General features: G+C 56.4%; 21 protein-coding genes. 8 read left to right on the top strand and 13 right to left on the bottom strand.

What is annotated here, in order from left to right:
- Window positions 1–41 precede the first annotated feature (41 nt).
- Genes BFP95_RS24720 through BFP95_RS24700 form a run of 5 tightly spaced genes read left to right on the top strand, consistent with a single transcriptional unit; the run spans window position 42 to window position 4,808 of the window.
- Window positions 42–833, top strand: a complete 792-nt coding sequence (locus BFP95_RS24720) for a hypothetical protein (RefSeq protein WP_189683649.1) — start codon at window positions 42–44, stop codon at window positions 831–833.
- The gene (locus BFP95_RS24715) at window positions 830–1,777 is read left to right on the top strand and encodes a 3-oxoacyl-ACP synthase (protein WP_065873353.1); all 948 of its coding nucleotides are present in this window, start codon (window positions 830–832) and stop codon (window positions 1,775–1,777) included. The genes BFP95_RS24720 and BFP95_RS24715 overlap by 4 nt, the downstream gene beginning before the upstream one ends.
- Window positions 1,767–3,074 carry a cytochrome P450 gene (locus tag BFP95_RS24710; RefSeq protein ID WP_065910850.1) on the top strand — a complete coding sequence of 436 codons (1,308 nt, stop codon included), beginning with the start codon at window positions 1,767–1,769 and terminating at the stop codon, window positions 3,072–3,074. Before BFP95_RS24715 ends, BFP95_RS24710 begins: the two co-directional genes overlap by 11 nt.
- On the top strand, window positions 3,058–4,128 hold the full coding sequence (locus BFP95_RS24705; RefSeq protein ID WP_065910849.1) for a MupA/Atu3671 family FMN-dependent luciferase-like monooxygenase: 1,071 nt from the start codon (window positions 3,058–3,060) through the stop codon (window positions 4,126–4,128). Before BFP95_RS24710 ends, BFP95_RS24705 begins: the two co-directional genes overlap by 17 nt.
- Window positions 4,129–4,142: 14 nt before the next feature.
- Window positions 4,143–4,808, top strand: a complete 666-nt coding sequence (locus BFP95_RS24700; protein WP_065873356.1) for a GIN domain-containing protein — start codon at window positions 4,143–4,145, stop codon at window positions 4,806–4,808.
- Here the strand turns inward: BFP95_RS24700 and BFP95_RS24695 are convergent.
- Together BFP95_RS24695 and BFP95_RS24690 are read right to left on the bottom strand one after the other, a co-directional pair.
- Window positions 4,745–5,407 (bottom strand): 4'-phosphopantetheinyl transferase family protein, encoded by a 663-nt coding sequence (locus BFP95_RS24695; protein WP_246750220.1) that lies wholly within the window; start codon window positions 5,405–5,407, stop codon window positions 4,745–4,747. The two genes, BFP95_RS24700 and BFP95_RS24695, sit on opposite strands and share 64 nt — an antisense overlap.
- A gap of 58 nt (window positions 5,408–5,465) precedes the next feature.
- Window positions 5,466–6,440 (bottom strand): sensor histidine kinase, encoded by a 975-nt coding sequence (locus tag BFP95_RS24690; RefSeq protein WP_256534315.1) that lies wholly within the window; start codon window positions 6,438–6,440, stop codon window positions 5,466–5,468.
- On the opposite strand from BFP95_RS24690, the gene BFP95_RS30100 reads away from it, so the two are divergent.
- Window positions 6,423–6,773, top strand: coding sequence for a hypothetical protein (locus BFP95_RS30100; protein WP_256534314.1), 351 nt, complete (start codon window positions 6,423–6,425; stop codon window positions 6,771–6,773). The two genes, BFP95_RS24690 and BFP95_RS30100, sit on opposite strands and share 18 nt — an antisense overlap.
- Window positions 6,774–6,783: 10 nt before the next feature.
- Here BFP95_RS30100 and BFP95_RS24685 read toward each other — a convergent pair whose 3' ends face one another.
- The 4 genes from BFP95_RS24685 to BFP95_RS24670 are packed head-to-tail and all read right to left on the bottom strand — an operon-like array spanning window position 6,784 to window position 12,687.
- Complete coding sequence (locus BFP95_RS24685) at window positions 6,784–8,196, bottom strand: sigma-54-dependent transcriptional regulator (RefSeq protein ID WP_065873359.1); 1,413 nt, start codon at window positions 8,194–8,196, stop codon at window positions 6,784–6,786.
- Between the two features lie 48 nt (window positions 8,197–8,244).
- Window positions 8,245–10,674, bottom strand: a complete 2,430-nt coding sequence (locus BFP95_RS24680; protein WP_065910847.1) for an ABC transporter permease — start codon at window positions 10,672–10,674, stop codon at window positions 8,245–8,247.
- A gap of 1 nt (window position 10,675) precedes the next feature.
- Window positions 10,676–11,392 carry an ABC transporter ATP-binding protein gene (locus tag BFP95_RS24675; RefSeq protein ID WP_065873361.1) on the bottom strand — a complete coding sequence of 239 codons (717 nt, stop codon included), beginning with the start codon at window positions 11,390–11,392 and terminating at the stop codon, window positions 10,676–10,678.
- Between the two features lie 44 nt (window positions 11,393–11,436).
- Complete coding sequence (locus BFP95_RS24670) at window positions 11,437–12,687, bottom strand: efflux RND transporter periplasmic adaptor subunit (protein WP_065873420.1); 1,251 nt, start codon at window positions 12,685–12,687, stop codon at window positions 11,437–11,439.
- A gap of 427 nt (window positions 12,688–13,114) precedes the next feature.
- On the opposite strand from BFP95_RS24670, the gene BFP95_RS24665 reads away from it, so the two are divergent.
- Complete coding sequence (locus BFP95_RS24665; protein WP_065873362.1) at window positions 13,115–13,660, top strand: helix-turn-helix transcriptional regulator; 546 nt, start codon at window positions 13,115–13,117, stop codon at window positions 13,658–13,660.
- A 243-nt stretch (window positions 13,661–13,903) separates the two neighbouring features.
- On the opposite strand, the gene BFP95_RS24660 is transcribed toward BFP95_RS24665, so the two are convergent.
- The 7 genes from BFP95_RS24660 to BFP95_RS24630 form a co-directional block, all read right to left on the bottom strand.
- Window positions 13,904–14,959: an alpha/beta hydrolase gene (locus tag BFP95_RS24660; protein WP_065873363.1), complete on the bottom strand. Its 1,056-nt coding sequence runs from the start codon at window positions 14,957–14,959 to the stop codon at window positions 13,904–13,906.
- Entirely contained in the window at window positions 14,949–16,301 is a 1,353-nt protein-coding gene (locus BFP95_RS24655; protein WP_065873364.1) for an MATE family efflux transporter, read from the bottom strand. The genes BFP95_RS24660 and BFP95_RS24655 overlap by 11 nt, the downstream gene beginning before the upstream one ends.
- A complete protein-coding gene (locus BFP95_RS24650; protein ID WP_065873365.1) occupies window positions 16,298–16,942 on the bottom strand; it encodes a hypothetical protein in 645 nt (214 codons plus the stop codon). The genes BFP95_RS24655 and BFP95_RS24650 overlap by 4 nt, the downstream gene beginning before the upstream one ends.
- On the bottom strand, window positions 16,935–17,195 hold the full coding sequence (locus tag BFP95_RS24645) for an acyl carrier protein (RefSeq protein ID WP_065873366.1): 261 nt from the start codon (window positions 17,193–17,195) through the stop codon (window positions 16,935–16,937). The genes BFP95_RS24650 and BFP95_RS24645 overlap by 8 nt, the downstream gene beginning before the upstream one ends.
- The gene (locus tag BFP95_RS24640) at window positions 17,170–18,129 is read right to left on the bottom strand and encodes a 3-oxoacyl-[acyl-carrier-protein] synthase III C-terminal domain-containing protein (protein ID WP_065880804.1); all 960 of its coding nucleotides are present in this window, start codon (window positions 18,127–18,129) and stop codon (window positions 17,170–17,172) included. The genes BFP95_RS24645 and BFP95_RS24640 overlap by 26 nt, the downstream gene beginning before the upstream one ends.
- 179 nt (window positions 18,130–18,308) lie before the next feature.
- A complete protein-coding gene (locus BFP95_RS24635) occupies window positions 18,309–18,911 on the bottom strand; it encodes a glutathione S-transferase family protein (protein WP_065873368.1) in 603 nt (200 codons plus the stop codon).
- Between the two features lie 10 nt (window positions 18,912–18,921).
- The gene (locus BFP95_RS24630) at window positions 18,922–20,088 is read right to left on the bottom strand and encodes an aminotransferase-like domain-containing protein (RefSeq protein WP_065910846.1); all 1,167 of its coding nucleotides are present in this window, start codon (window positions 20,086–20,088) and stop codon (window positions 18,922–18,924) included.
- Window positions 20,089–20,169: 81 nt separating this feature from the next.
- On the opposite strand from BFP95_RS24630, the gene BFP95_RS24625 reads away from it, so the two are divergent.
- Window positions 20,170–20,604, top strand: coding sequence for a MarR family winged helix-turn-helix transcriptional regulator (locus tag BFP95_RS24625; RefSeq protein ID WP_065873370.1), 435 nt, complete (start codon window positions 20,170–20,172; stop codon window positions 20,602–20,604).
- Window positions 20,605–20,659 lie beyond the last annotated feature (55 nt).

The raw sequence follows: 20,659 nt of genomic DNA, 5'->3' as shown, positions 1-20,659 counted from the left end.
CCGATATCGTGTTCCAGTCGTTTCACCATACTGATCCGGCCATGCCCGAGTCAGACCCCCATATCCCGCACTGGCGTTCTTATACGCAGCATTTCTTTCGGGCGAACGGTGAGACGCTCAGCCCGCAGGACGATCGGGCGCTGGAGTGGGTCACCAGCACGGAGCGCGCCTCCTTCAGCGATATGATCGCCGTGCTGCTGCCCCGGCTGGCCAACGTCATTACGCCTGCGCGAGTGAAAACCGTGCTGATGGCGCATTGGACGCCAGACCTGCACATGGGCAGTTCGGTGGTGAATGCCGCCATCCATCAATTGGGACTCTCCGCCTGCCTGGCATTGGCGATCAGCGATCGCGGAGCGGACGCCGGCCTGTATGCGCTGGACGGCCTCAATGATTGTCTGGCCGGCAAAAACGAGGATGGGCTACTGCTGATTGCCGAGCAGAAAAACCTGATGTATGCCTCGCCGCTGATGGCAGCCCTGCAACCGGAAAACAATGCCTGCGTCTGCCTGTTCAACAAGCAGCAACGTGGCTTGCGCTACCGGGGCTTCAGGCGCGCGCGCCATGCGCAATGGTCCAGCGAGTACCTTGCTCACGCCGTTGAACAGTTGGGGTTGACCCACGAACGCCTGACGCTGATCGGCCCCGCCCAACTACTGGAGGCCGCGCATGCCGGCGCTCGCTCGTTTGCCATCAACCCTAGGTTGCTGTGCGCGGCCCCTTTCGTTGCGCTGCGTACCTTCTGGGAGCCGCAACGTGACTACCTGCTGATCAGCGAAAATGATAACGGGATCAGCCTGTGCGGGCTCGCAGCCGAAGAGGGTCCACGATGAACATTGCCTCCCTGGCCACTTATATTCCTTCGACTCGCGTGTCGCTCGAGGAGGTCGTCGCGCATCGCGGCGGCAGTCCGTCAGAAGCCCGCACATTTGGCCAACTGTTCGGCATGCGGGAGGCATCGACCCTGGCGGATGAGGAAAGTGCCGAGGGCTGCTTTCACGCCTTGCTCCAGCAACTGGGCGAGAGCCTGGATGAAGGGGAGCAGATTGATGCGGTCATCTTGATCCAGGGCCTGCCCTCTCCCTCCGTGCGCCAAAGCGTCAACCTGTCAGCCCTGCGTCAACGGTCAGACTTTATCGCCGTGCAGGCACCGCTGCTGACGCTCAACCAGCAAAACTGCGCCACCCTGTTCTGGGGGTTGCGGCTGGCCGAACGATTGCTGGCAAGCGGCAGACACCGCTGCGTGGCGCTGCTGGCGGGGGACACGCTCGCTGATTTTGACCTGGCCGAGCGCTATATCCCGGGCTGCACAATGATTGCCGACGGCTTCGTGGCCGCCCTGCTCAAACCCGGTGGCGGTCAACGCAGGGTGTCAGGCATCCAGTGCTTTTATCATCCTGGGTTCTGGCAAGGCCTGGACGGTACTCGCGAGGACACCAAGCGCTTCTATCAGTCCCACAACCACCTGGTCGAACATGCCCTGTCGTCCTACCCCGACGACGTGCGCAAGCGTGCCTGGCTGCTGCCGCACAACATCAACCGCCTCAGTTGGCAAACCTGGCTGCGCCATCCAGAAAACCGCGACCGATCGGTCGCCACTGACCTGCTGAGCCAATGTGGGCACTGCTATACCGCGGACCCTCTGCTCCTGCTCGACCGCTACGCCCCGCACGATACTGGCCGCCCTGCGCTGCTGCTATCGGTGGGCCTGGGAGGCTGGGTAGGTTGCGCCGCCATTACCTCAGACGCCTTACCGGAGGCTGTCCATGCTCAATAACCCCAATGCGATTGCGATCGTCAAGCCGTCCGCAGCCAAGTTTGCGCAGCTGGGCTTTCTGAAAATTGCAGAGGCTGCCGTGCGCCAGCACGGGGACAAGGTCTGGATCGGTGAGGGCAAGGATGAAGTGCTGCTGCTGGCTGGCGCGCGACATATCCGGTTTTTCCTTGAGAACGAAAGCCACTTTCACAAGGAGCTCGACAACGGCCAGTCAGCCAGGCGGCTATTACTGGGCCAGTCGCTGATCACCGCGCAGGAAGGTGAAGAATGGCACCTGGCCAGAAAGCTCACCGCACCGCTGGTCAATCCCAAATCAGTGTTACTCAAACAAGGCACCCAACATGCCGCGCAGTGGCTGGTGGACATTCTCCAGGACCCGCAGACAGGTTCCATGCGGGAGATCTGCCTGCAATGGGCGTTGATGTGTGTTGCGCAAGGGTTCGTCGGCTCCACGCTGGGTCCTCTGCAGCTGGATCGCCTGATCAATCACTTTCGCACGATCTACCTGCAACTGATTGTCGACGAGCCGACCGAGGATTACACCGCGTTATGCCAACACCCGGCCCTGACCGCGTTCCGCGAGGAACTTGAGGCCATGATCGGGCCGTTGATCACGGGAGACGGCGGCGGGAACGTCGACATGCTGCAACGTTTTTGCCAGGCGCTCGATATCAAGGCCAACCCACAGGAACGGGAACGGGCGATCAGCATGTTGCTGGGTAATCTGGTTGCCAGCGTGGATAACACCGGTATCGCGCTGCTGTGGTGCCTGACCCATCTGTCACAGCACCCGCATTACCAGAACCAGGTGCTTGAAGAGGCGCGCCACGGAACGCGCGACATGGCCAGCGCCATCGTCAAGGAATCGTTGCGCATGACCCCGGTGACGGCGTTTTTCGAGCGCGGCACCCTCGCCCCTCTGGAGATCGACGGCGTCAGCGTGCCAGCCGGAACCAAAGTGCTGTTTTCACCCTGGTTGATCCATCGCGATGCGGCTTACTGGCCCGAGCCGCTGAGTTTCAGGCCAGAACGTTTTCTTGAAGGCCGCAAAATTGCCCGGGAGCACTTTGTGCCCTTCAGCGTGGGGAAGCGCAATTGCGTAGGCATGGCGCTCGCGCTGGACCAACTCACCACTGCTGTTGAAACGCTGTGCAGCCATTGTCATTTCAGCTTGGCGCCATCGACCGCCCCCGCCGCACTCACACCGCTGTACGGTCTGAATGTGATGCCCAGGGGCACTATCTGTTTCACCCTTGAATCTGTAGACAGAGCCACTGCGCATGAATGCACCGCCTGACCTGGCGGGAGATGCCATCCCGAAACTTAGTGTGTTTTGTTTTTCGGACGTGGCCCGCGACAGCTTTGCGCAAAAATATGAACAGTTGCTGAGCACCGCCAGGCTGGCGGATGAGCTCAACTTTCATGCTATCTGGACGCCTGAACGACACTTCCACACCTTTGGCGGCATGTTCCCCAACCCCTCGGTGGTCAGCGCTGCGCTGGCCGCGAGTACCCAGCGTATCGGGATCCGCGCAGGCAGCGTGGTGCTGCCCCTGCATGATCCGTTGCGCGTCGCTGAAGAATGGGCGCTGGTGGATAACCTGTCTCGCGGCCGCGCCGGCGTTGCGTTTTCCTCGGGCTGGCAACGCAACGATTTCGTGCTCAATGCGCAGAACTACAGCGACCGTCATGCGGTGCTTTTTTCTTCGTTGGAGCAGATTCAGGCGCTGTGGCGCGGCGAGTCCGTAACACGCCACGAACTGTCCCGGCCGGGGCAACCGGAACCCGTCACGCTGCAAACCTGGCCACCGCCCTATCAGGCCACGATTCCGGTCTGGGTCACGACGGGGAGCAATCCGTTGTTGTTCAGCGAGGCGGGAAAGCGCGGCCTGAATGTGCTGACGCACCTGATCTCACAAACCCGTGACCAGTTGCAGGAAAACTGCGCCAGCTATCGCCTTGCACGTCACCACGCTGGGCTGGATCCGGCGGGCGGTACGATCACGCTGATGATGCATACCCAGGCCGGAGAAGAGCGGGAATCGCTGTCGCCGTGCCTGCGACCCGCGCTGGCGGGCTACCTGCGCGCGTTTATGCAGCTGTCGGAAAACCTTAATGCGCCACCGGCGCAGGGCCAAGAAACGACGGACAAGAAGCAGGACTACGCTCTTAAGTGGGGCGTGGAAAAATACCTTCACCACTACGGTTTGTTCGGCTCGGCAGCCGAGTGCCTGACGCAGCTCAAGCAGCTCAAGCGTGAAGGCATCGACGAGGTGGCGGGGCTGGTGGACTTTGGCATGCCTCAGGACAGTGTTGAAACAACACTGCGCACTCTGGCGACATTACTGTGAAATACGGAGGTTGAATGAACAACATGAACACAATGAAATGGGTACTTGCGCTGCTGGCCGGCACCACCGCTTACGCTGCGGTGGCCTCAGAAAAAACCTTTGCGCTCACCGCGTTCAACAGCGTCGAAGTGCGACAGGGTATCAACCTGTCGATCAAATGCGCCGCGACATCTTCAATGGTGGTTTCAGGCGCTCCCGAGACGCTGAGCAAGCTCCAGGTGACGACAAACAACAAGGCACTTTTGCTCGTCAATGCGGCGGCGGAGAATGATCGCTTCGTCACCCATGCACTGGATATCACGCTGTACACCAGCGAACCACTGACCGGGCTGGCCGGCAAGGCAGGGGTTAAGATCGTGGCGCCGGCCTGTGCCGTCGCCCCGTCCAAACTGGCGGTTGCCGGCAGCATGGGCACCGACATCCAGGTTGAAGGCAAGACGGGCGAGCTGGCGCTTGACCTGGCCATGGGCGGCACCTTCAACAAAAAACCGCTGCCCTTCATTGCAGAGGTGGCGAACGTGCGCATGAGCATGGGAGCTGAATCATCCTTGTGCAACATCCCACGAATCAACGGCAGCCTGTCTGCCGGTGCCCGCATGGCCGTCAGCCCATCGGCTCAGGTCGATACCGGTGCTACGGGGTCTTTCGCCAGCGAAATTTCAACCTCTGATTGCTCGTAAACAGCCTGTGTAAACGGGTCACTCGCAGTGTGATGGCAGCCGAGCTGCCATTGCACCGGGGTACGTTGCGCAGTAATGATCGCGCCATAAGCCAGGCAGAAAAGCCCCTCCCCTTGCACCTGGCAATAATGGATCTGCCCACTGCTGACGCCAAGTTCAACCATGACCTGCGCCACACCGCTCTCGCCTGCCTGGGGGATCACACAAAAGCTGGCAAGCGGCTTGGTCAGCCCCGTGCCTCGGGCTTTTAACCAGGCTTCCTTGATACTCCATAGCCGGGTAAAGCGCGTGAGGTAGTTGGCTTCGTCCAGCGCCAGCCAGCGTTGCTCGTCCGGGTGAAAAAAGCGCCGGGCGATGGCTTTTTTTGCCGCCACGTTTGCGCTGACTTTTTCCAGGTCAACCCCGACCTCATAGTCCTTGCACAACGCGATCGCGGCCGACTGACCGCTGTGGCTCAAGTTGAAACGCAGCCAAGGGTGCTCAGGCAGCCAGGGTTTGCCGGTCGCGGTCCTGGCCAGGCACACCTGATCAACCGGGATCGCCAGGCAATCAGACAGCACCTGATGCAACCAATGTTGTGCACGTTGACGAACCGTCATTTCCGGCAGCCCATCGTCAAAGTGCTGCAGCAGGCACACGGCCCTGCCTGCGATCAACTCAGGCAGGGGATTGCAGCGGTAAATTGATGGTGACCTTGCAACCGGTCTGTTCATGTCGATTTTCCAGAGACAAGTAGCCGCCGTGGCTCTCGGCAATTTGCCGGCACAAGATCAGGCCGATGCCGGTGCCATTGGGTTTGGTGGTGTAGAACGGCACGAACAGATTTTTCGGGTTGGTCAGCCCCACGCCCCGATCCAGGATGGAGATCAACAAGCGCCCTTTCTCCTCGGCCCATTCGATATCGATACTGTCGGTGCTGCCACCCATCGACTCGTCGGCATTTTTGATCAAGTTGATCAGCAACTGATGGATCTGTACCCGGTCGAGGCTTGCCATCAGCGGGCGCGGTCCCTTCAGGGTAATCACGCGGTGCGAAAACAGCAGCGGCAGCTCGCCCACCAGCGCCGTCAGATCCACCCATTCCTTCATCGCCGGCGCCAGTTTGCTCAACTGCCTGTAGCTGCTGATGAACGCAATCAGCTCACGTGCCCGCCGGTTGATCAGGTCGATGCCTTCGGCAAAACCGGACGGCAAATTGTCAGCGTTTTGCCGGTAATGCTGTTGCAGCATTTGGCTGATAGAGGCGATGGGGCTGAGGGAGTTGTTGATTTCGTGGCTTATCACACGCAACAAGTCCTGCCAGGCTTTCTGCTCTTCCTGACGCAACATGTCGTCAACGTCACTGACAAACAACAGCACGTTCTGCACACCGTCCACCATGTAGGTGTCGCTGGTCACCTTGTAGCGCCCCGGTCGCCCTTCATGATCGGACACGACCGGCTGCTCCGTGTTGGCGTTGTGCAAAAGACTGTCCAGTTGCAAGGTGCTGGCCGTATTGCCAATCAACTTTTCCAACGATGTGCCCGACATCCGCGAGGCGGCGCTGTTACACCAGATCAGTCGATGACTGCCGTCCAGGGCATAAATCGCAACCGTGATATTGGAGATCACTTTTTGCAGCAGGAAATCCATCTCGCGCTGCTGTTGACGGTGTCGCGACAGTTGGCCGGAAATATCATTGATTTGCTCGATGACCCCCTCAAAGGCCCCGGCCCCGTTGGTCACACCGCGCAGGCTGAAATCCTCCTGTTCAACGGCCTCGAGCAGATTGGAAATGACGTTGATTTTATAGATCAGCTGCTGAAAAAAGTGATAGCAGAAATAAACCAGCGTCACGCACAGCATAAACAGGGTGAAGAACTTGAGGTAAACGGACTGCTGCGGAAAAAGCCAGAGCAGCAGGTAAGCAATGATTCCGCCTACGGGGGCCAGGCTGCAGAGCAACAAGTGACGGAGTTCAAATGATTGAAAAAACTTACTCATGGCAGATTTTCAGTTTCTCAAGCCGACGGTAAAAAGCACTGCGGCTGAGCCCCAGCGATTCGGCTGCCCTGACCGCGTTACCGTCATACTGACGCAGGCGCTGTAACAGCAGGGTTTCTTCCGCTTCGGCAAGCGTGCACGCGTCCGTCAATCCTGACGGCAACTCGCTGGCCTGGCCGGCTGCGTCCTGGGCTGGCACCAGAAGCGGCAGGCAGAGGTCTTCCAGGTCAATCACGTTGGCACGACACAGCAACACAGCGCGCTCGAGCAAATGGCTGAGTTCGCGGATGTTTCCAGGCCATGAATAGTCCAGCAGCCGCTGGCGTGCCTGAGGCAACAAGACCGGTCGAGGCTTGTTGTATTTACGCGCAAAACGTTTCAGGAAGCGCTCGGTCAGCGGCTCGATATCTTCCAGCCGTTCGCGCAGCGGCGGCAGCTGGATTTGAATCAGGTTCATGCGGTACAGCAGATCCTGACGGAAACGCCCTTCTGCCACGGCCTTATCCAGGTCGGAATTGGTGGCGGCGATGATCCGGCATTGAGTGGTCTGGGTGCGCGACGACCCGACGCGCTCAAACTGCCGCTCCTCCAGCACCCGCAGCAATTTCACTTGCTGCGTCAGGGGCAGGTTGCCGATCTCGTCGAGGAACAGCGTCCCTTTGTCGGCCAGTTCAAAGCGCCCGATACGGTTTTCTCGCGCATCGGTGAAGGCGCCTTTGACATGGCCAAACATCTCGCTTTCAAACAACTGCTCGTTAATGCACCCCATGTTCACTTCGACAATACTGTGTTCGCACCGCGAAGAAATCTGGTGGATATACCGCGCGAGCAAGCTTTTCCCGGTGCCGTTCTCGCCCAGAATCAGCACGCTGGTATCGGTCACCGCAACCTTTTCCACCAGGCTGATCAGGCGTTTCATCGCCGGTGAGCGGACAACCCATTCGCTGTCCATATCATCTTCGAGCGCCAATTTGAGCAACTTGTTTTCTTCGCGCAGGCAATCACCGGAACGACGCGCCTGGCTGAGGGTGATCTGCTGCTGAACGATGCTCAGCAGACGCTCGTTGTCCCAAGGCTTTTGAATAAAATCGGCGGCCCCCGAACGCATAGCGTTGACGATGATGTCGACGCTGCCCCACCCCGTCATCGCGACAGCCGGCAAGCAATCATCAAATTTTTTCAGCTCGGCCAGCAACTGCAGCCCTTCCATGCCTGAGGTGGTGTCTTTCTGGAAATTCATGTCCATCAATACCAGATCCACAGGCCTGGCCGACAAATGCGTCAGCAGGCGATCGGCCTGGGTTTCCACGGTCACGTCGTACCCTTGCATGCGCAGCAGGATATCGAGGCTGGTCAGGATGCCCGCGTCATCATCTATCACAAGGATGTGTTTTTTATCGTTCATTGTAAGCATCCAGCTTGTACCGCCGTGCCCGGGGAGCACGGCGGTCGTTTATTCATATCGAATCGCGTCGGCGGGCGACATATTGGTTGCCCGTCGCGAAGGAAGCCAGACTGCGAGCGCCACCACCAGCGAAATCATAAGCGCGACCATCCAGAACAGGAGCACAAAGGGCGTGCTTCCATTACCCAGGACGCTCGTCAACTTGGGTGCCACAAAGAATGCCAGGGGCAAGCCGATGGCAAGGCCGGTCAACAATTGCTTACCGCCCTGGAGCATGAGCATACGCAACAAATTATTCTCGGTAGCCCCCATGGCCATGCGCAAACCAATTTCCTGGGTCCGCTGATTGATCAGGTTGCACATCACCGCATAAATACCTGTCGCCGCCAGTATCATCGCTACCAGGCCGAATAACATGAAAAGGTTGGCAATAAAATGCAAACCGGCAGTGTTGCGGGCCAAGCGGTCATCCAACGTCTGGATCTGATTGACCGACAAGTTGCTGTCCACCTGACGGACCGCGTTGATCAGCGCAGGCCCGAGCGTCTCTGGATGCTGGGCGCGCAGCACCAACATCAATGAGGACGCGGGCTGCTGCTCCAGAGAGCGGTACACCGTGGCACGGTGGCGGAAGGCGCTGAAAGGCCGGCCATGAATGACGCTGGGCACCACGCCCACTACGTTGTACCAGCGCTGGTCATCGCTATCGCGAAAGCGCAGGCGCTTGCCAATCACATCATGCTCTCCTGGCCAGAACCGTTCGGCAAAAGACTGGCTGACAACAACCACCTGCTGTGAGTCCCGCGTATCACCGTGGGCGAACTCCCTGCCCGCTGTAGGTGTGATACCCATGGCCGACAGGCTGCCGGGCATGACCTGCACGTCATTGACCATCGGGAAAGACCAGCGCTCGTTGGTGTTATTGGTGGACGAGTCGACATCCACCTGACGCGGCACGGTAAATTGCCCTACAGCACTGGTGGTCAATGCTGCGCTTTGAACCCCGGGGATCGCGGCGGTGGCGTCGCGCAGGCGCTGGTAAAACAGCACACGGCTGGCATCGTCAGGGTAATTATTGACGTTGAGGTGGACTTGCGCGGTGAGGTAGTTATGGGTGTCGACACCGTAATCAGCGCGGGTCGCCTGATAGACCAGCAACGCGAACAACGCACTGATGCACAGGATCGAGCAGGAGAGCCCTACCTCAAACACCACCAGGATCCGCGAAACCCGACCTGCGCCACGGCTTTGCGCACCTCGGGTGCCATCACGGAGCACATCATTGAAGTTGCCATGGACGATTTTCCAGGCCGGCAGTGCGCTGGTCAGCACAGCGGTGATGATCACGAGGACAAGGGCATTGACGATCAACAGGTTATCGAGCGACAAGTGCCACCAGAACGGGATCTTATTGGGCACGAAGCCAGGCAGTATCGTATTGGTGATCTCCAGGCCCCACGCCGCCAGCAGGACCGCCACGACACCGGACAGGAAGCAGATAAACAGACTTTCCAGCATCATTTGCAGTACCAGGCGGCCTGCGGGAGAGCCCAATGCGACCCGGATGGCAATTTCCTTGGAACGCTCGGTCGTTCTTGCCAGCAATAAATTCCCGACGTTACAGCACGCCAATAGCAGCACAAAACTGACCGCGAGCAACATGACGATAAAGATCGGTGTGGTCTCCTCGCCCATGAAATTTTCCTGGAACGTCAGCGCCTGGGCAGACAGTCCCTTATTACTTTCCGGATGTTCCAGCGCCAGTGAACGCATGACACCGTTGAGGTCGCGGTCAGCGTCTTCAAGCGTCGCTCCGGGCTTCAAACGCGCATACACGGAGACTTCCGGAGCGCCTTTACGCACCAGGTACTGCGAAGGTTCGAGCTGGGAAGGCAGCCACAGGTCATGGAAGAAAGGAAAGGCAAAATCGGCCGGCATGATGCCAACGATGCGGGTATGTACGCCATTGATCCTGATATCGCGGCCAATGAGTTGCGCGTCGCCAGCAAAGTAGTTTTGCCACATTGCGTAGCTGATCACCGCGACAGGCTCAGCGCCCGACTGAACGTCTTCCTCGTTTAGCACACGCCCGCGGAAGGGCTGAACAGCTGTATAGGAGAACATTTGTGGGGTATTTCTGATGGCCATATAGGAAACGGCCTTGCTGCCATCACTGATATCCGCACGCTCCGCGTAGAAATACCCCACATCCTCGAGCTGGGTCACGCGCGCCTTGATATCGCTGTAATCCATGTAGTTCAGCCCGGAATCGCTCAGGCTCACACCATTCACGGTCGGGTTGATCAGCACCATGCTTTTTCCGTCCGGGTAAGGGAGCGGCGTGAACATGATGGTATTGATCACCGAAAACATATACAGGGTCAACGCCAGCCCACAGGACATGATTAGCACGGTGATGAAAGTAAAGCCGGGGCTTTTCAGGAGTAAACGCAAGGCATAGCGAATGTCAAAAAGCATCTTATGCTTCCTTCACCAGGGTCAGTTGCGGCGCCTGTTCACCATCGCCGACGACCTTTCCGTCAGACAGGACGATACTGCGCTGTGCGCGTTCGGCAGAGCGAGGATCGTGAGTCACGATGCAGATGGTGGCGCCTTCCTGATGCAACTTATCGAGGATATTCAATACCGCTTCGGCGTTGTGCGAATCCAGGTTACCCGTGGGTTCATCCGCGAGAAGGATCGAGGGGTTACCGACGATGGCCCGAGCCACCGCCACGCGCTGCTGCTGCCCGCCGGAAAGTTGAGAAGGATAGTGACGACTGCGGTGAGACATATTGACCTTGTGCAAGGCCTCGGCGACTCGCTGCTGCCGTTCAGACTTGGAGATATCACTGCGGTAGGTCAGTGGCAGCGCAACATTTTCCTCAATGGTTAAGTCACTGATGAGGTTGAACGACTGGAAGATGAAGCCGATGTCTCGATTACGCACCTGCGCACGCTGTTTCTTGGAAATATTCTCGACGTTGTGACCGGCCAACTGATAAGTGCCGCTCGATGCCGTATCCAGCAGCCCCAGTACTGAAAGCAGCGTGGACTTCCCGCAGCCTGAAGGCCCCGATATGGCCACGTACTCGCCTTTTGAGATGGTGAGCGTGATCTTGCTGAGTGCATGGGTTTCGATTTCATCAGTCAGGAAAATCTTGTTCAAATCTGTCAGTTCTACCAAAGGTTCCATCTTATTGTCTCCAGGGCATTGTCCGGCAGCCGGCGCGAGCGGCATCAATTGGCGATTTGAATGTGATCGGCACCCTGCCAAGCGGTGCTGTCACTGAGAATTATTTTGTCGCCAGCCTTGAGCCCGCTGGTGATCTGAATGTAGTCAGCCGAACCCTGCCCGAAATCCACTTTCATTTTGGTCGCTGAGCGGTCTTTGTCATCCAGCCGGTAGAGCATAGAAGGCAAGTTATTCTGCGCGAATGGCGGGCGCTCGACATACAAGGAATTATTGATTGTCGTCACAGCGATCAAACCGTCGACGCTCAGGTCGGGACGGGCTTCCTGAGGCAGTGGTTGATTAAACGTAACATCCACCTTGACCGTACCGTTGGTAACCGCAGGATCGACCCTCGACAGCACGCCGGTAAAGCGGCTTCGACCTGTGTTGATCGTGACAGCCTGGCCGACCGCCAGATCACGCGACTGCAACTCGGGCACCTTGAGTTCGGCATACAGCTCCTTCTCCTTGGCCAGTCGGGCAATATCGCTGCCTATCGTGACCCGTTGTCCGACCTGGACTTTCACATCTTGCAGAATGCCATCTATGGGAGACTTGACCCTGAGCGAATCAACCTCCTGCTGACTCAACGCAACCAATGACTCCATTTTATTAAGGCGCACGATATTCGCCTTTGTATCAGCCTGGACACTGAGCTTAAGTGTCTTCAACCGCCGTTCTTCAAACACAACCTGTTGCGTGTACTGCTCAGTGAGGATGCGCGTGGTTTCATATTCCAGCCGGGGCACGGCCGCGATGTATTTTTTCTGGGCGGCAAGACGAAGTGTCGAGCCCAGCAAGCGACTCTTGGCCTCCAGCATCAACGCCTCTTGATTAAGAATTTTATTTTGCAGTTCGGCATTTTTTGCCTCGGTTTCTGCCCGTTGCGCGTTAAGTTCCAGCTGGTTTTCCTGAAGTCGCTGTTCGAGCGTCGGATTACTCATGACAACCAGCAACTCTCCCTTGCTGACCTTCATCCCGGCCTTATAGACAACTTCCTCCACCCGAGCATCAACGTTCGCCGCCACCCAGTTGATATCCCAGGGCAACAGTACGCCATTACCACGCACCTCGACGGCAAACTCACCGTACTTGACTTCGGCGACCGTCACGCTGCTACGGGCAACCTGGTAAGGCGAGAACCGATAGGTATAGATAACCAGCAATAGCACCAGCAAAAACACGCCACCCGCAATGGCCTTACTGTGCTTCTTGAATAAGCGCTTATTTCCCGGCTGCGGGATCGAAATATCCATGACAACACCAAAGTTAACGTTCTGCCCAAGCAAAAGCATATTCCATGCCAGAATAAGAAAGCCCTATAACTAATTGATACTTATAAAGTAAAAACGTAGAACCAATTAATACGACCTACCCCACACGGCCGGGCGTCTCACTTTCGGAACGAACGCGATATGCCAGCGCCTATTATCGGGTTCCCAAGGACAATCCGTTGTAAATCGCCGATCCCACTATCGGGACGCAACACAACTTACCGCGTAAAAAGCTTTCGAAAATGGGACTGGCTTTTCCCTGAATCGAGATTCACTTAAAAAGCACTTAACAAACAGCCACTTGAGGCGGCTAAAAAAATGGCATAGCAATTGCCTGTTCATCTGCGCTGACAAACGCAACACCCATAATAAATCTCTTCGCCATTGAGCGCTGCAGAACGGAGTCTGTATGTGGGAACGTAAAATTTCAGACGCAGAAAAGACCTTATTTACACAACACATAATGGACGATTTGTATAAACGTCATTTTGATATCTACGGCAAACATGCCCACATGGAAAAAGCCCTGTGTATTGTCAATGTGATTAACCATATCGTGGAAAACATTTCAGAGGAGATCACCCTGGAGGACCTTGAGCAGATTTGTGGTAAATCCCGCTTTGATATTTGTCGGATGTTCAACTTGTTCTACAATGTGACACCGATCAAATGGATGTGGAGGGTCCGCCTGGCACTGGCAAAAGAGTTTATTCATCTGGCCCCGGAATGGTCATTGACTGATATAAGCTATGCCTGCGGGTTTTCCTCCTTGCCGCACTTCTCGCGTAGTTTCAGTAAAACCTATAATGAAACACCGCTGAAACTCAAGCAGTGCGTCATGAAGTCCACGCGACCGGAAGCCAAGAAAGAGTCTTCGGAATATGACTTTATCTTTGGCATACAAAGAAATGGCTTTTCACGCACGATGCTGATCAACAACATCAACTCACTCTGATCAATAAAAACCAGCCGACTACGCACGAACCTCAAGTCACTCATCCATTCGATACGGCAAGGCTAGAACAATCAACGTCACTGTGCAGCCGCTCCCCCTAGCGTCGGGAGACAGTGGGCGCGACAGATGAAGTGATTCTAACATTCGTCGTGGACGTTTGATGGGTACTTGAGGGGAATGCACGAAAGTGCACAGGGGGTACTCGAATAGTCTAGTGACTTTCTGCAATCAGCGAGCATAAGGCTAATGCCTTGGATGTTTGACACGTCTACGAATCGCGGCGCGCAAGCGCAGTGCGGGATGCCCCATAGCGGCATAATCTTCTTGCGCAGTAGCGTCCAGGAAACTGGAAATACGGCTGAACACCGTGGCATCACGCAGTGCGCCATTATGTCCTATGCCTTCGGTGACTATCAGTTTGCTTCTTCCCAAGACATGGTTGAGTACCATGGCCTCTTCCAAATCAATACTGACGTCGGCCTGGTCATGCAATATCAGCACTGGCTGTTGTATTTTGGCGATCAGTTCGGGGCCAATCTTATCGGGGTTCACACCGTAGCGTAACTGGTAGAGCTTCTTCATTGACGTCGCAATATGCCGGGGTAGTTTATGGCTGAGTACATAGTTGTCCAGCACCTCGCCAAAACTGCACGGACTGCTGATCAAGACCATTCTCTTGAACCGCAGCCCTTGCAGTGCAGCCATGCAGCCTACCAACCCACCGGACGAATGCCCGATCACCACTGAAAAAGGACCGCACTGTCGCTCGATATCGATGACTGCCCGGGAGAGATCGTAAAAAGAGACGCCCTTGCCCGGCGACACCCCGTGTGCCGGCAGGTCAGGTGCAAAAACCGTATACCCTTTAGCCTGCAGGCGCTGAGCAAGGTGCCTGAGCATGATGCTGCGGCCATCCCAGCCGTGCAGCAGCAATACTTTTTCTGCCTGCTGCTCGGCTTGAGGGTAAACGAACATCTTCACGAACGTGTGCCGCCAGGTGAGGTTTTCCTGCCGGCACTGGCTGAGCAGCATCATCTCTGCGGGTTTGTAAGGCAACGGTCGGGTTTTTTCAAACAGATGCATCGCATACAGCGCTGATAGGTAGGAAGACATCATGTCCAGCGAGTAAAGATCGAACAACCTGATGAAACGACACACACGAACATAGTGAGTCGTTGGCCTGACCCTGGCCTTCATCAACAAGGTAGGCCGTAGTCGCATCACCACCAGTACACGAAGATAGTTCTGATGGATCAGCGAAACGACCAGCAAGAGCGGATAGATAACACTAAAGAACATGCTCGTTCCCTATCTTGCTCGCCAGCCGCCAATACTCATTGGCAAAGGCGAACAAGTTGATGGTACTGAACAGGATGATGATACTCATGATTGAGTTCAGGTTAGAGAACCGCTCCCATCCGACCAACAAGACGACGACCATCAGTAACTCTATGATGACCGTCAGAATCAACACGCGACGCGCCTGATCAAGTTGCTCAAGTAACGCTTGCAAGGACGCAACAAACGCCGTGATAAAAAACGTCGGCAATAAAATCAGCATCATCTGGCTACTGGCGTCTCTGATCGCCCCATCGCCTGAAAGAAGGCCAATCAGCATCTTTTCACTGAAGTAAATCGCGACGGTCAGCACAAGATAAAGCCCACCGATAAACATCAGCCCACGGTGCAGTAGCCGTTTCAATTCCCCACCGCTACTGATCGACAGGCGCTGATTTATCAATATCGCCAACGCAGAGCCGCACGCCACGGCCGGAATGACCACAAACATCCTGATCTTGGTAATGATCAAGAAGGCGGCGACATATTGCTCACCCAGGGTCCCTATCAGTGGAAATACCAGCAGTGAACTGAAAAACACCACAATGAAAGACGCAAAAATCGGCAACCCCACCTGCTGCAGCAAACCTTTCAAGCGCGGGATGAACGCTTGCGGCCGGTCATCCTGCTCCAGGTAACTGACTCGCCTGACCAGCCAGGTCGCGATCGGGATCAACAAGCCGGACGCCAGGGCATTGGCGACGATAATGGAATAAAAGCCCAAACCGTAGAGGTGGTAGCTGGTGTAGCAAATGCCGGCGTTCAGGATGATATAGGCAATCACAAGCAGCATGCTCACCGCGCTCCTGCCCTGCCCCCGGAGCGCGCTGTTACACATCTCCAACTGAATGAACGGCAACATCGAAAGGAAATACAGCGGCAGTGCCTCTTGATAAAAGCGACCACCAGAGACGGGAAGTAACTTCTCCAACCAAGGCGAAGTCAACGCAATCGCGCCGCTCAGCAATGCAACGATCAAAACACCCAGCACCGATAAAAGCGAAGTTGCCCTGAATACTTTCTGTTTTGACCAAAGGTTCACAGACCGGGCGCTGAACACCTGGTTACTGATGGCCAGGCATTCGAGAATCGCCAGGAACAAAAAGCTGAACGGCTGGATCATCGACAGCCAGTAAATCGATGTTGTCTCAGCGCCGTGCCCCAAAATGGCAGTCTGTATGTTTTGTGAAAAAGACACCGCGACGGCAACCACAATCATGGGCCAGGCAAGCTTCAGCAGATCTGCAATATCCCGGCCTGCGCCCTGGTGTTGCGACAGAACTATGCCGGGTGAGGTATTCACATGACCTCTCCCAGGCTGTCGCGCCGTGACATGGGGTAGTGCCCCGTCGTTTTTCCATACAGGCTGTAGAGCATCATCGAGAGATAGGACAGCGTGTGCGTCGCACCCAGCAGGTAGCCATGCCCCCCCATCAATTTTTCCGCTCTGTTGTTCAGCAGCGTGATCTGCCAGTGGTCTTCCTCGGCGTCCTGGTAGTCCTGCGCGGCGATGCGCATTTCCCACTGCAAAGCCAACTGGTTGCACTGACTGCTGAGGTCCGCGAACTCAGCCTTGATCAGCTGATGCCGGGTGGCTTTCACGCCAAAGCTCCTGCGGTTGGACAAGTGCGCCCAGCTCATGCCGAGCATGCGCATCAACAACCCCAGGCGGGCAGCGACAGAGACAATGAGTTGGAGGCCGTCGGCGGCGCTCGTCTGCTTTTCTCCGAAAAACTTCAGCTCCAAGCCGAGGGCGGCAAGCACCCTGTCCGCCTGCGGTGGTTGCCCGGCTACCACGGTTCGTTCGTTCGGCACGAGTTGATAACCCTGGCTGAATGCGCACCGAGCCGGGTCGGTAGACTCAAGACGCAACAGCCGCACAGCATCTGCGGGCTCATTGCCCGCAAACAGCTGAAAAACCCTGTCAAACAGACCGTCAGGCATAGGAGCTCTCCAACTGCACATGCTGCTCGATCCAACTGATCAATTTACCCACCGTCGTGAAGGCATCCTGGTCGATTTGATCAGGCTCAAACATCAAACCAGGCACTTTCTCTTCGAGGGTCAATAAGAACTGCACAAACAGCACCGAGTCCAAATCCAGGTCTTCGTTAAAGTCAGTTTCCAGATTGACCGACACGGCCGAGGACATAATATCGTTAAGCGCTTCATTAACAGCCAAGAGAAGGTGTGACATGTAAAACCTCGCTGGAGTGGTTTCTTTCGATTAGCACGCATGAAAGCGTAACGCCCATGCCCATGGTGATGCAGAGGATTCTGTTGCCTGTGAATGTTTCCAACAGCGCCGACAAGTTAAACAAGATATCGGCACAATACGCATGCCCGTAGTTGGCAATATGTTCGGTAAACATGACGCCCTTGAAGTCCAGCCTGGCGGACACTTTTTTCAGCAACGGCAGATCCAGGTTATTCGGAACGATGGCATCAATGCTGTCAGGCGAGACATTGAATTTATCCAGCGCGTAACGATAAAAATCATAATATTCCTGTTCCAGCGACGCATATAACTCGCGCCGACGTACAGCCGACTCACCCCGGTGATTGTCATAAAAAGACGATAAATGCCTGACGGCGGTGTGTTTCAAGTTCCACAGCGCTGGCCCGGCATTGAGCAGCATCGCCGCCGGCACTTCGGCCAGGACGCTGTTATCCAGTCGACTGACAGCACTGTGAAAAGCCTTCTCTCCCGTCAGCAGGAGCATAGGCTCGCCCTTCTTAATCAATCGGCTTTTTAACAAGTGAATGGCCGACAGGGCAGACGAACAATGATTCAAACTGACGCTGAATACTTGCCAATGCGCTAGGCCACACGCGTGGGCAATATCGTCCAACCAATGATTATCAAAGAACGTGTTATGTGTTTGTGTCTTGGCATACACGAGGCAACCGTTTAACTGTTTGACCTGGGGGTTCGCACTTACCAGTGCGCGCAACGTTTCCACCAGCATCTCGGCATGTGTTGTGGAAGACAGGCCGACCGACGCCAAGGAATAATAGCGCTGGAGTACCTTGCCAGCCCCCGGTTTTAAATCATGGGAGTGCTCAAGCGAACTCAAGGGGACTAAAGAAATACGATCCGGCAACCAACATAAATAATTAAGTGGCAGCATACAGTTTCCGCATGGAGTAATTGTTTAACGCAACTATCAATTACCCACATCGTCCCAGAAACGCGTCGTGCTTTTTGCCTCAAATTGCTTAAAAGGCAGATTTTTCCCATTTGCTGGTCCCACAAATGGAATTTTTAACAACTAACTGGCCGCCAGCTGGACCGCTGGCGGCCTGCAGGTCAGTCCAACATCGCCACATGGCGGGGATGACTGGCGACGCGCGCCATCCACGCCTGAACACCCGGATAAGCGTCCAAGTCAAAACCACCTTCATGGGCCACGTGGGTGTAGGCGTACAACGCCACATCGGCAATGGAGAACTGGTCGCCCACCAGATACGGCGTCAGTTGCAGTTGGCGCTCCATGACCTTGAGCGCCTTGTAACCGCCCTTGTGCAGCTTCTGGTATTCCTCGAGGCGGTCTTGCGGCAAGCCCAGGTAAAACTGGATAAACCGCGCCACTGCAATGTACGGCTCGTGGCTGTATTGCTCGAAGAACTGCCACTGCAACACTTGCGTGCGCAGGCGTGGCTCGGTGGGCAGGAACTCACTGCCATCGGCGAGGAAGTTGAGAATCGCGTTGGACTCCCACAGGCAGGTGCCGTCTTCCAGTTCCAGCACCGGGATCTTACCGTTGGGGTTCTTGGCCAGGAACTCGGGGGTCTCGGTATCGCCGTTGAGGATATCGACATCGATCCATTGATACGGGATGCCCAGCAGGCTGAGCATCAATTTGACCTTGTAGCAGTTGCCCGACTTGTAATCGCCATAAACCTTGTACATGGGGCTCCCCTTATGCCGCTTGCGCGTGCTGTGCTTGACGGACCACCGCGGCCAGGCGTTTGAGACCTTCGTCGAGGCGGGCCGGGTCGATATGGCTGAAATTGAGTCGCAGCGAACCGTGGTGCTGGTCCGGCTCGGAAAAGAACGGTTCACCGGGCATGAACGCGACGTTCTGGTCGAGCGCTTGAGCCAACAAGGTGCGGGTGTCGAGCGGCTGTTTCAAGGTCAGCCAGAAGAATAATCCACCCTGGGGCACTTGCCAGTCGGCCAGATCGGCGAAGTGACGTTCCAATGCGGCTTGGAACGCATCGCGACGCTCGCGGTAAAAGCTGCGCAGTTCCACCAGGTGATGCTGGTATTTCTCCGTGCCGATCCACTGCATCGCTTGCCACTGGCCGACGCGGTTGGTGTGCAAATCCGCCGACTGCTTGAGCTTGAGCAGGTGCGGGAACAGGTCCGGGCTGGCTATCAGGTAGCCAACGCGCAGGCCCGGCAACAGGGTCTTGGACACGGTGCCGGTGTAGATCCAACTGGCTTTTTTCAGGCGTCCGACAATCGGTTTGGCGCTGCCGCCGTCGAACGTCAGTTCGCGGTAGGGCTCATCTTCGATCAGGGTCACGCCAAACTCGTCGAGCAAGGCGGCGACGGCGGCGCGCTTGACTTCGCTGTAGCGTACGGCCGACGGGTTCTGGAACGTCGGGATCAGGTAAATGAACGCCGGACGGTGGCGTTCAAGGTTGACCCGCAGAGCGGCCAAGTCGGGGCCATCGGCTTCCAATGACACGGTGAGGCATTCGGCGCCGAACAGCTGGAAGATCTGCAAGGCAGCCAGGTAGGTCGGGCCTTCCAACAGGATCTGCGTGCCTTTGTCGATATACAGCTTGGCCGCCAGGTCCAGGGTTTGTTGGGAACCGCTGACCACCAGCACCTGGCTGGCCTGGCACGGCACGCCAAGGGCTCGGGCCTCGGCGGCGAGCAACTCGCGCAATTGTGGCTCGCCTTCGCTCATGCCGTATTGGCCGATGTTCAGCGGCATGTCATCCCAGTTCAATGCTGGCAGCATGACCTCCGCCGGCAGGCCCCCGGCGAACGACATCACTTCCGGGCGCTGGGCTGCCGCGAGGATTTCACGGATCAGGGAGCTTTTGAGGCGCGTAACACGTTCAGAGAAGGCCATGGGGTCACCGGTAGCGAAGAGTGCGTTAAATACGTCAAACTGGTTGACCGAAATTACGACGACTTCAGTGGATACGTCAATATGCTTGACCTTAAAAACCAGACCCGCCAACAAGAGGCCATGGAGGCGTTCTTTTTCGGCTACCAGGCCTTCACCGCCAAAGCCGACGAAATGCTCGAACGTCGCGGCCTGAGCCGCGTGCACCAGCGCATCGTATTTTTTATCGCGCGCTACCCCGCCTTGAGCGTGAAGGAACTGCTGGAATTGCTCGGTGTGAGCAAGCAGGCGCTGAACATGCCCCTGCGCCAATTGCAGGAAATGCATCTGGTCGACAGCGTCGCTTCCGAAACCGACAAGCGCAAACGCCTGCTGGCGCTCACTGAAGAAGGCCTGCGTTTTGAGCAATCCCTGCGCCGCGAACAGGTGAAGTTGTTGCAACGCGCCTTCAGTGACGCGGGGGCTGAAGCCGTGGCCGGATGGCTAGCGGTGAACCAGGCGCTAAGTGGCCTGAACTAGCCTTTCATCCACTTTTACGCAGTCGATCGAAAACATTATTTGCTTTATTTGTATA

The sequence above is a fragment of the Pseudomonas sp. 58 R 12 genome, from assembly GCF_900005865.1.
GTDB classification, from domain to species: domain Bacteria; phylum Pseudomonadota; class Gammaproteobacteria; order Pseudomonadales; family Pseudomonadaceae; genus Aquipseudomonas; species Aquipseudomonas tritici.
This window is presented reverse-complemented; position numbering and strand designations above follow the sequence as displayed.

What these genes read in the sequence shown, in the direction of transcription:
- BFP95_RS24650 (WP_065873365.1), bottom strand. Translation starts at nt 16,942, where the DNA reads ATGCCTGACGGTCTGTTTGACAGGGTTTTTCAGCTGTTTGCGGGCAAT.
- BFP95_RS24695 (WP_246750220.1), bottom strand. Translation starts at nt 5,407, where the DNA reads ATGACGGTTCGTCAACGTGCACAACATTGGTTGCATCAGGTGCTGTCT.
- BFP95_RS24640 (WP_065880804.1), bottom strand. Translation starts at nt 18,129, where the DNA reads ATGCTGCCACTTAATTATTTATGTTGGTTGCCGGATCGTATTTCTTTA.
- BFP95_RS24690 (WP_256534315.1), bottom strand. Translation starts at nt 6,440, where the DNA reads ATGGATTTCCTGCTGCAAAAAGTGATCTCCAATATCACGGTTGCGATT.
- BFP95_RS24665 (WP_065873362.1), top strand. Translation starts at nt 13,115, where the DNA reads ATGTGGGAACGTAAAATTTCAGACGCAGAAAAGACCTTATTTACACAA.
- BFP95_RS24715 (WP_065873353.1), top strand. Translation starts at nt 830, where the DNA reads ATGAACATTGCCTCCCTGGCCACTTATATTCCTTCGACTCGCGTGTCG.
- BFP95_RS24630 (WP_065910846.1), bottom strand. Translation starts at nt 20,088, where the DNA reads ATGGCCTTCTCTGAACGTGTTACGCGCCTCAAAAGCTCCCTGATCCGT.
- BFP95_RS24645 (WP_065873366.1), bottom strand. Translation starts at nt 17,195, where the DNA reads ATGTCACACCTTCTCTTGGCTGTTAATGAAGCGCTTAACGATATTATG.
- BFP95_RS24625 (WP_065873370.1), top strand. Translation starts at nt 20,170, where the DNA reads ATGCTTGACCTTAAAAACCAGACCCGCCAACAAGAGGCCATGGAGGCG.
- BFP95_RS24720 (WP_189683649.1), top strand. Translation starts at nt 42, where the DNA reads ATGCCCGAGTCAGACCCCCATATCCCGCACTGGCGTTCTTATACGCAG.
- BFP95_RS24700 (WP_065873356.1), top strand. Translation starts at nt 4,143, where the DNA reads ATGAACAACATGAACACAATGAAATGGGTACTTGCGCTGCTGGCCGGC.
- BFP95_RS24705 (WP_065910849.1), top strand. Translation starts at nt 3,058, where the DNA reads ATGAATGCACCGCCTGACCTGGCGGGAGATGCCATCCCGAAACTTAGT.
- BFP95_RS24710 (WP_065910850.1), top strand. Translation starts at nt 1,767, where the DNA reads ATGCTCAATAACCCCAATGCGATTGCGATCGTCAAGCCGTCCGCAGCC.
- BFP95_RS24680 (WP_065910847.1), bottom strand. Translation starts at nt 10,674, where the DNA reads ATGCTTTTTGACATTCGCTATGCCTTGCGTTTACTCCTGAAAAGCCCC.
- BFP95_RS24660 (WP_065873363.1), bottom strand. Translation starts at nt 14,959, where the DNA reads ATGTTCTTTAGTGTTATCTATCCGCTCTTGCTGGTCGTTTCGCTGATC.
- BFP95_RS24675 (WP_065873361.1), bottom strand. Translation starts at nt 11,392, where the DNA reads ATGGAACCTTTGGTAGAACTGACAGATTTGAACAAGATTTTCCTGACT.
- BFP95_RS24635 (WP_065873368.1), bottom strand. Translation starts at nt 18,911, where the DNA reads ATGTACAAGGTTTATGGCGATTACAAGTCGGGCAACTGCTACAAGGTC.
- BFP95_RS24685 (WP_065873359.1), bottom strand. Translation starts at nt 8,196, where the DNA reads ATGAACGATAAAAAACACATCCTTGTGATAGATGATGACGCGGGCATC.
- BFP95_RS24670 (WP_065873420.1), bottom strand. Translation starts at nt 12,687, where the DNA reads ATGGATATTTCGATCCCGCAGCCGGGAAATAAGCGCTTATTCAAGAAG.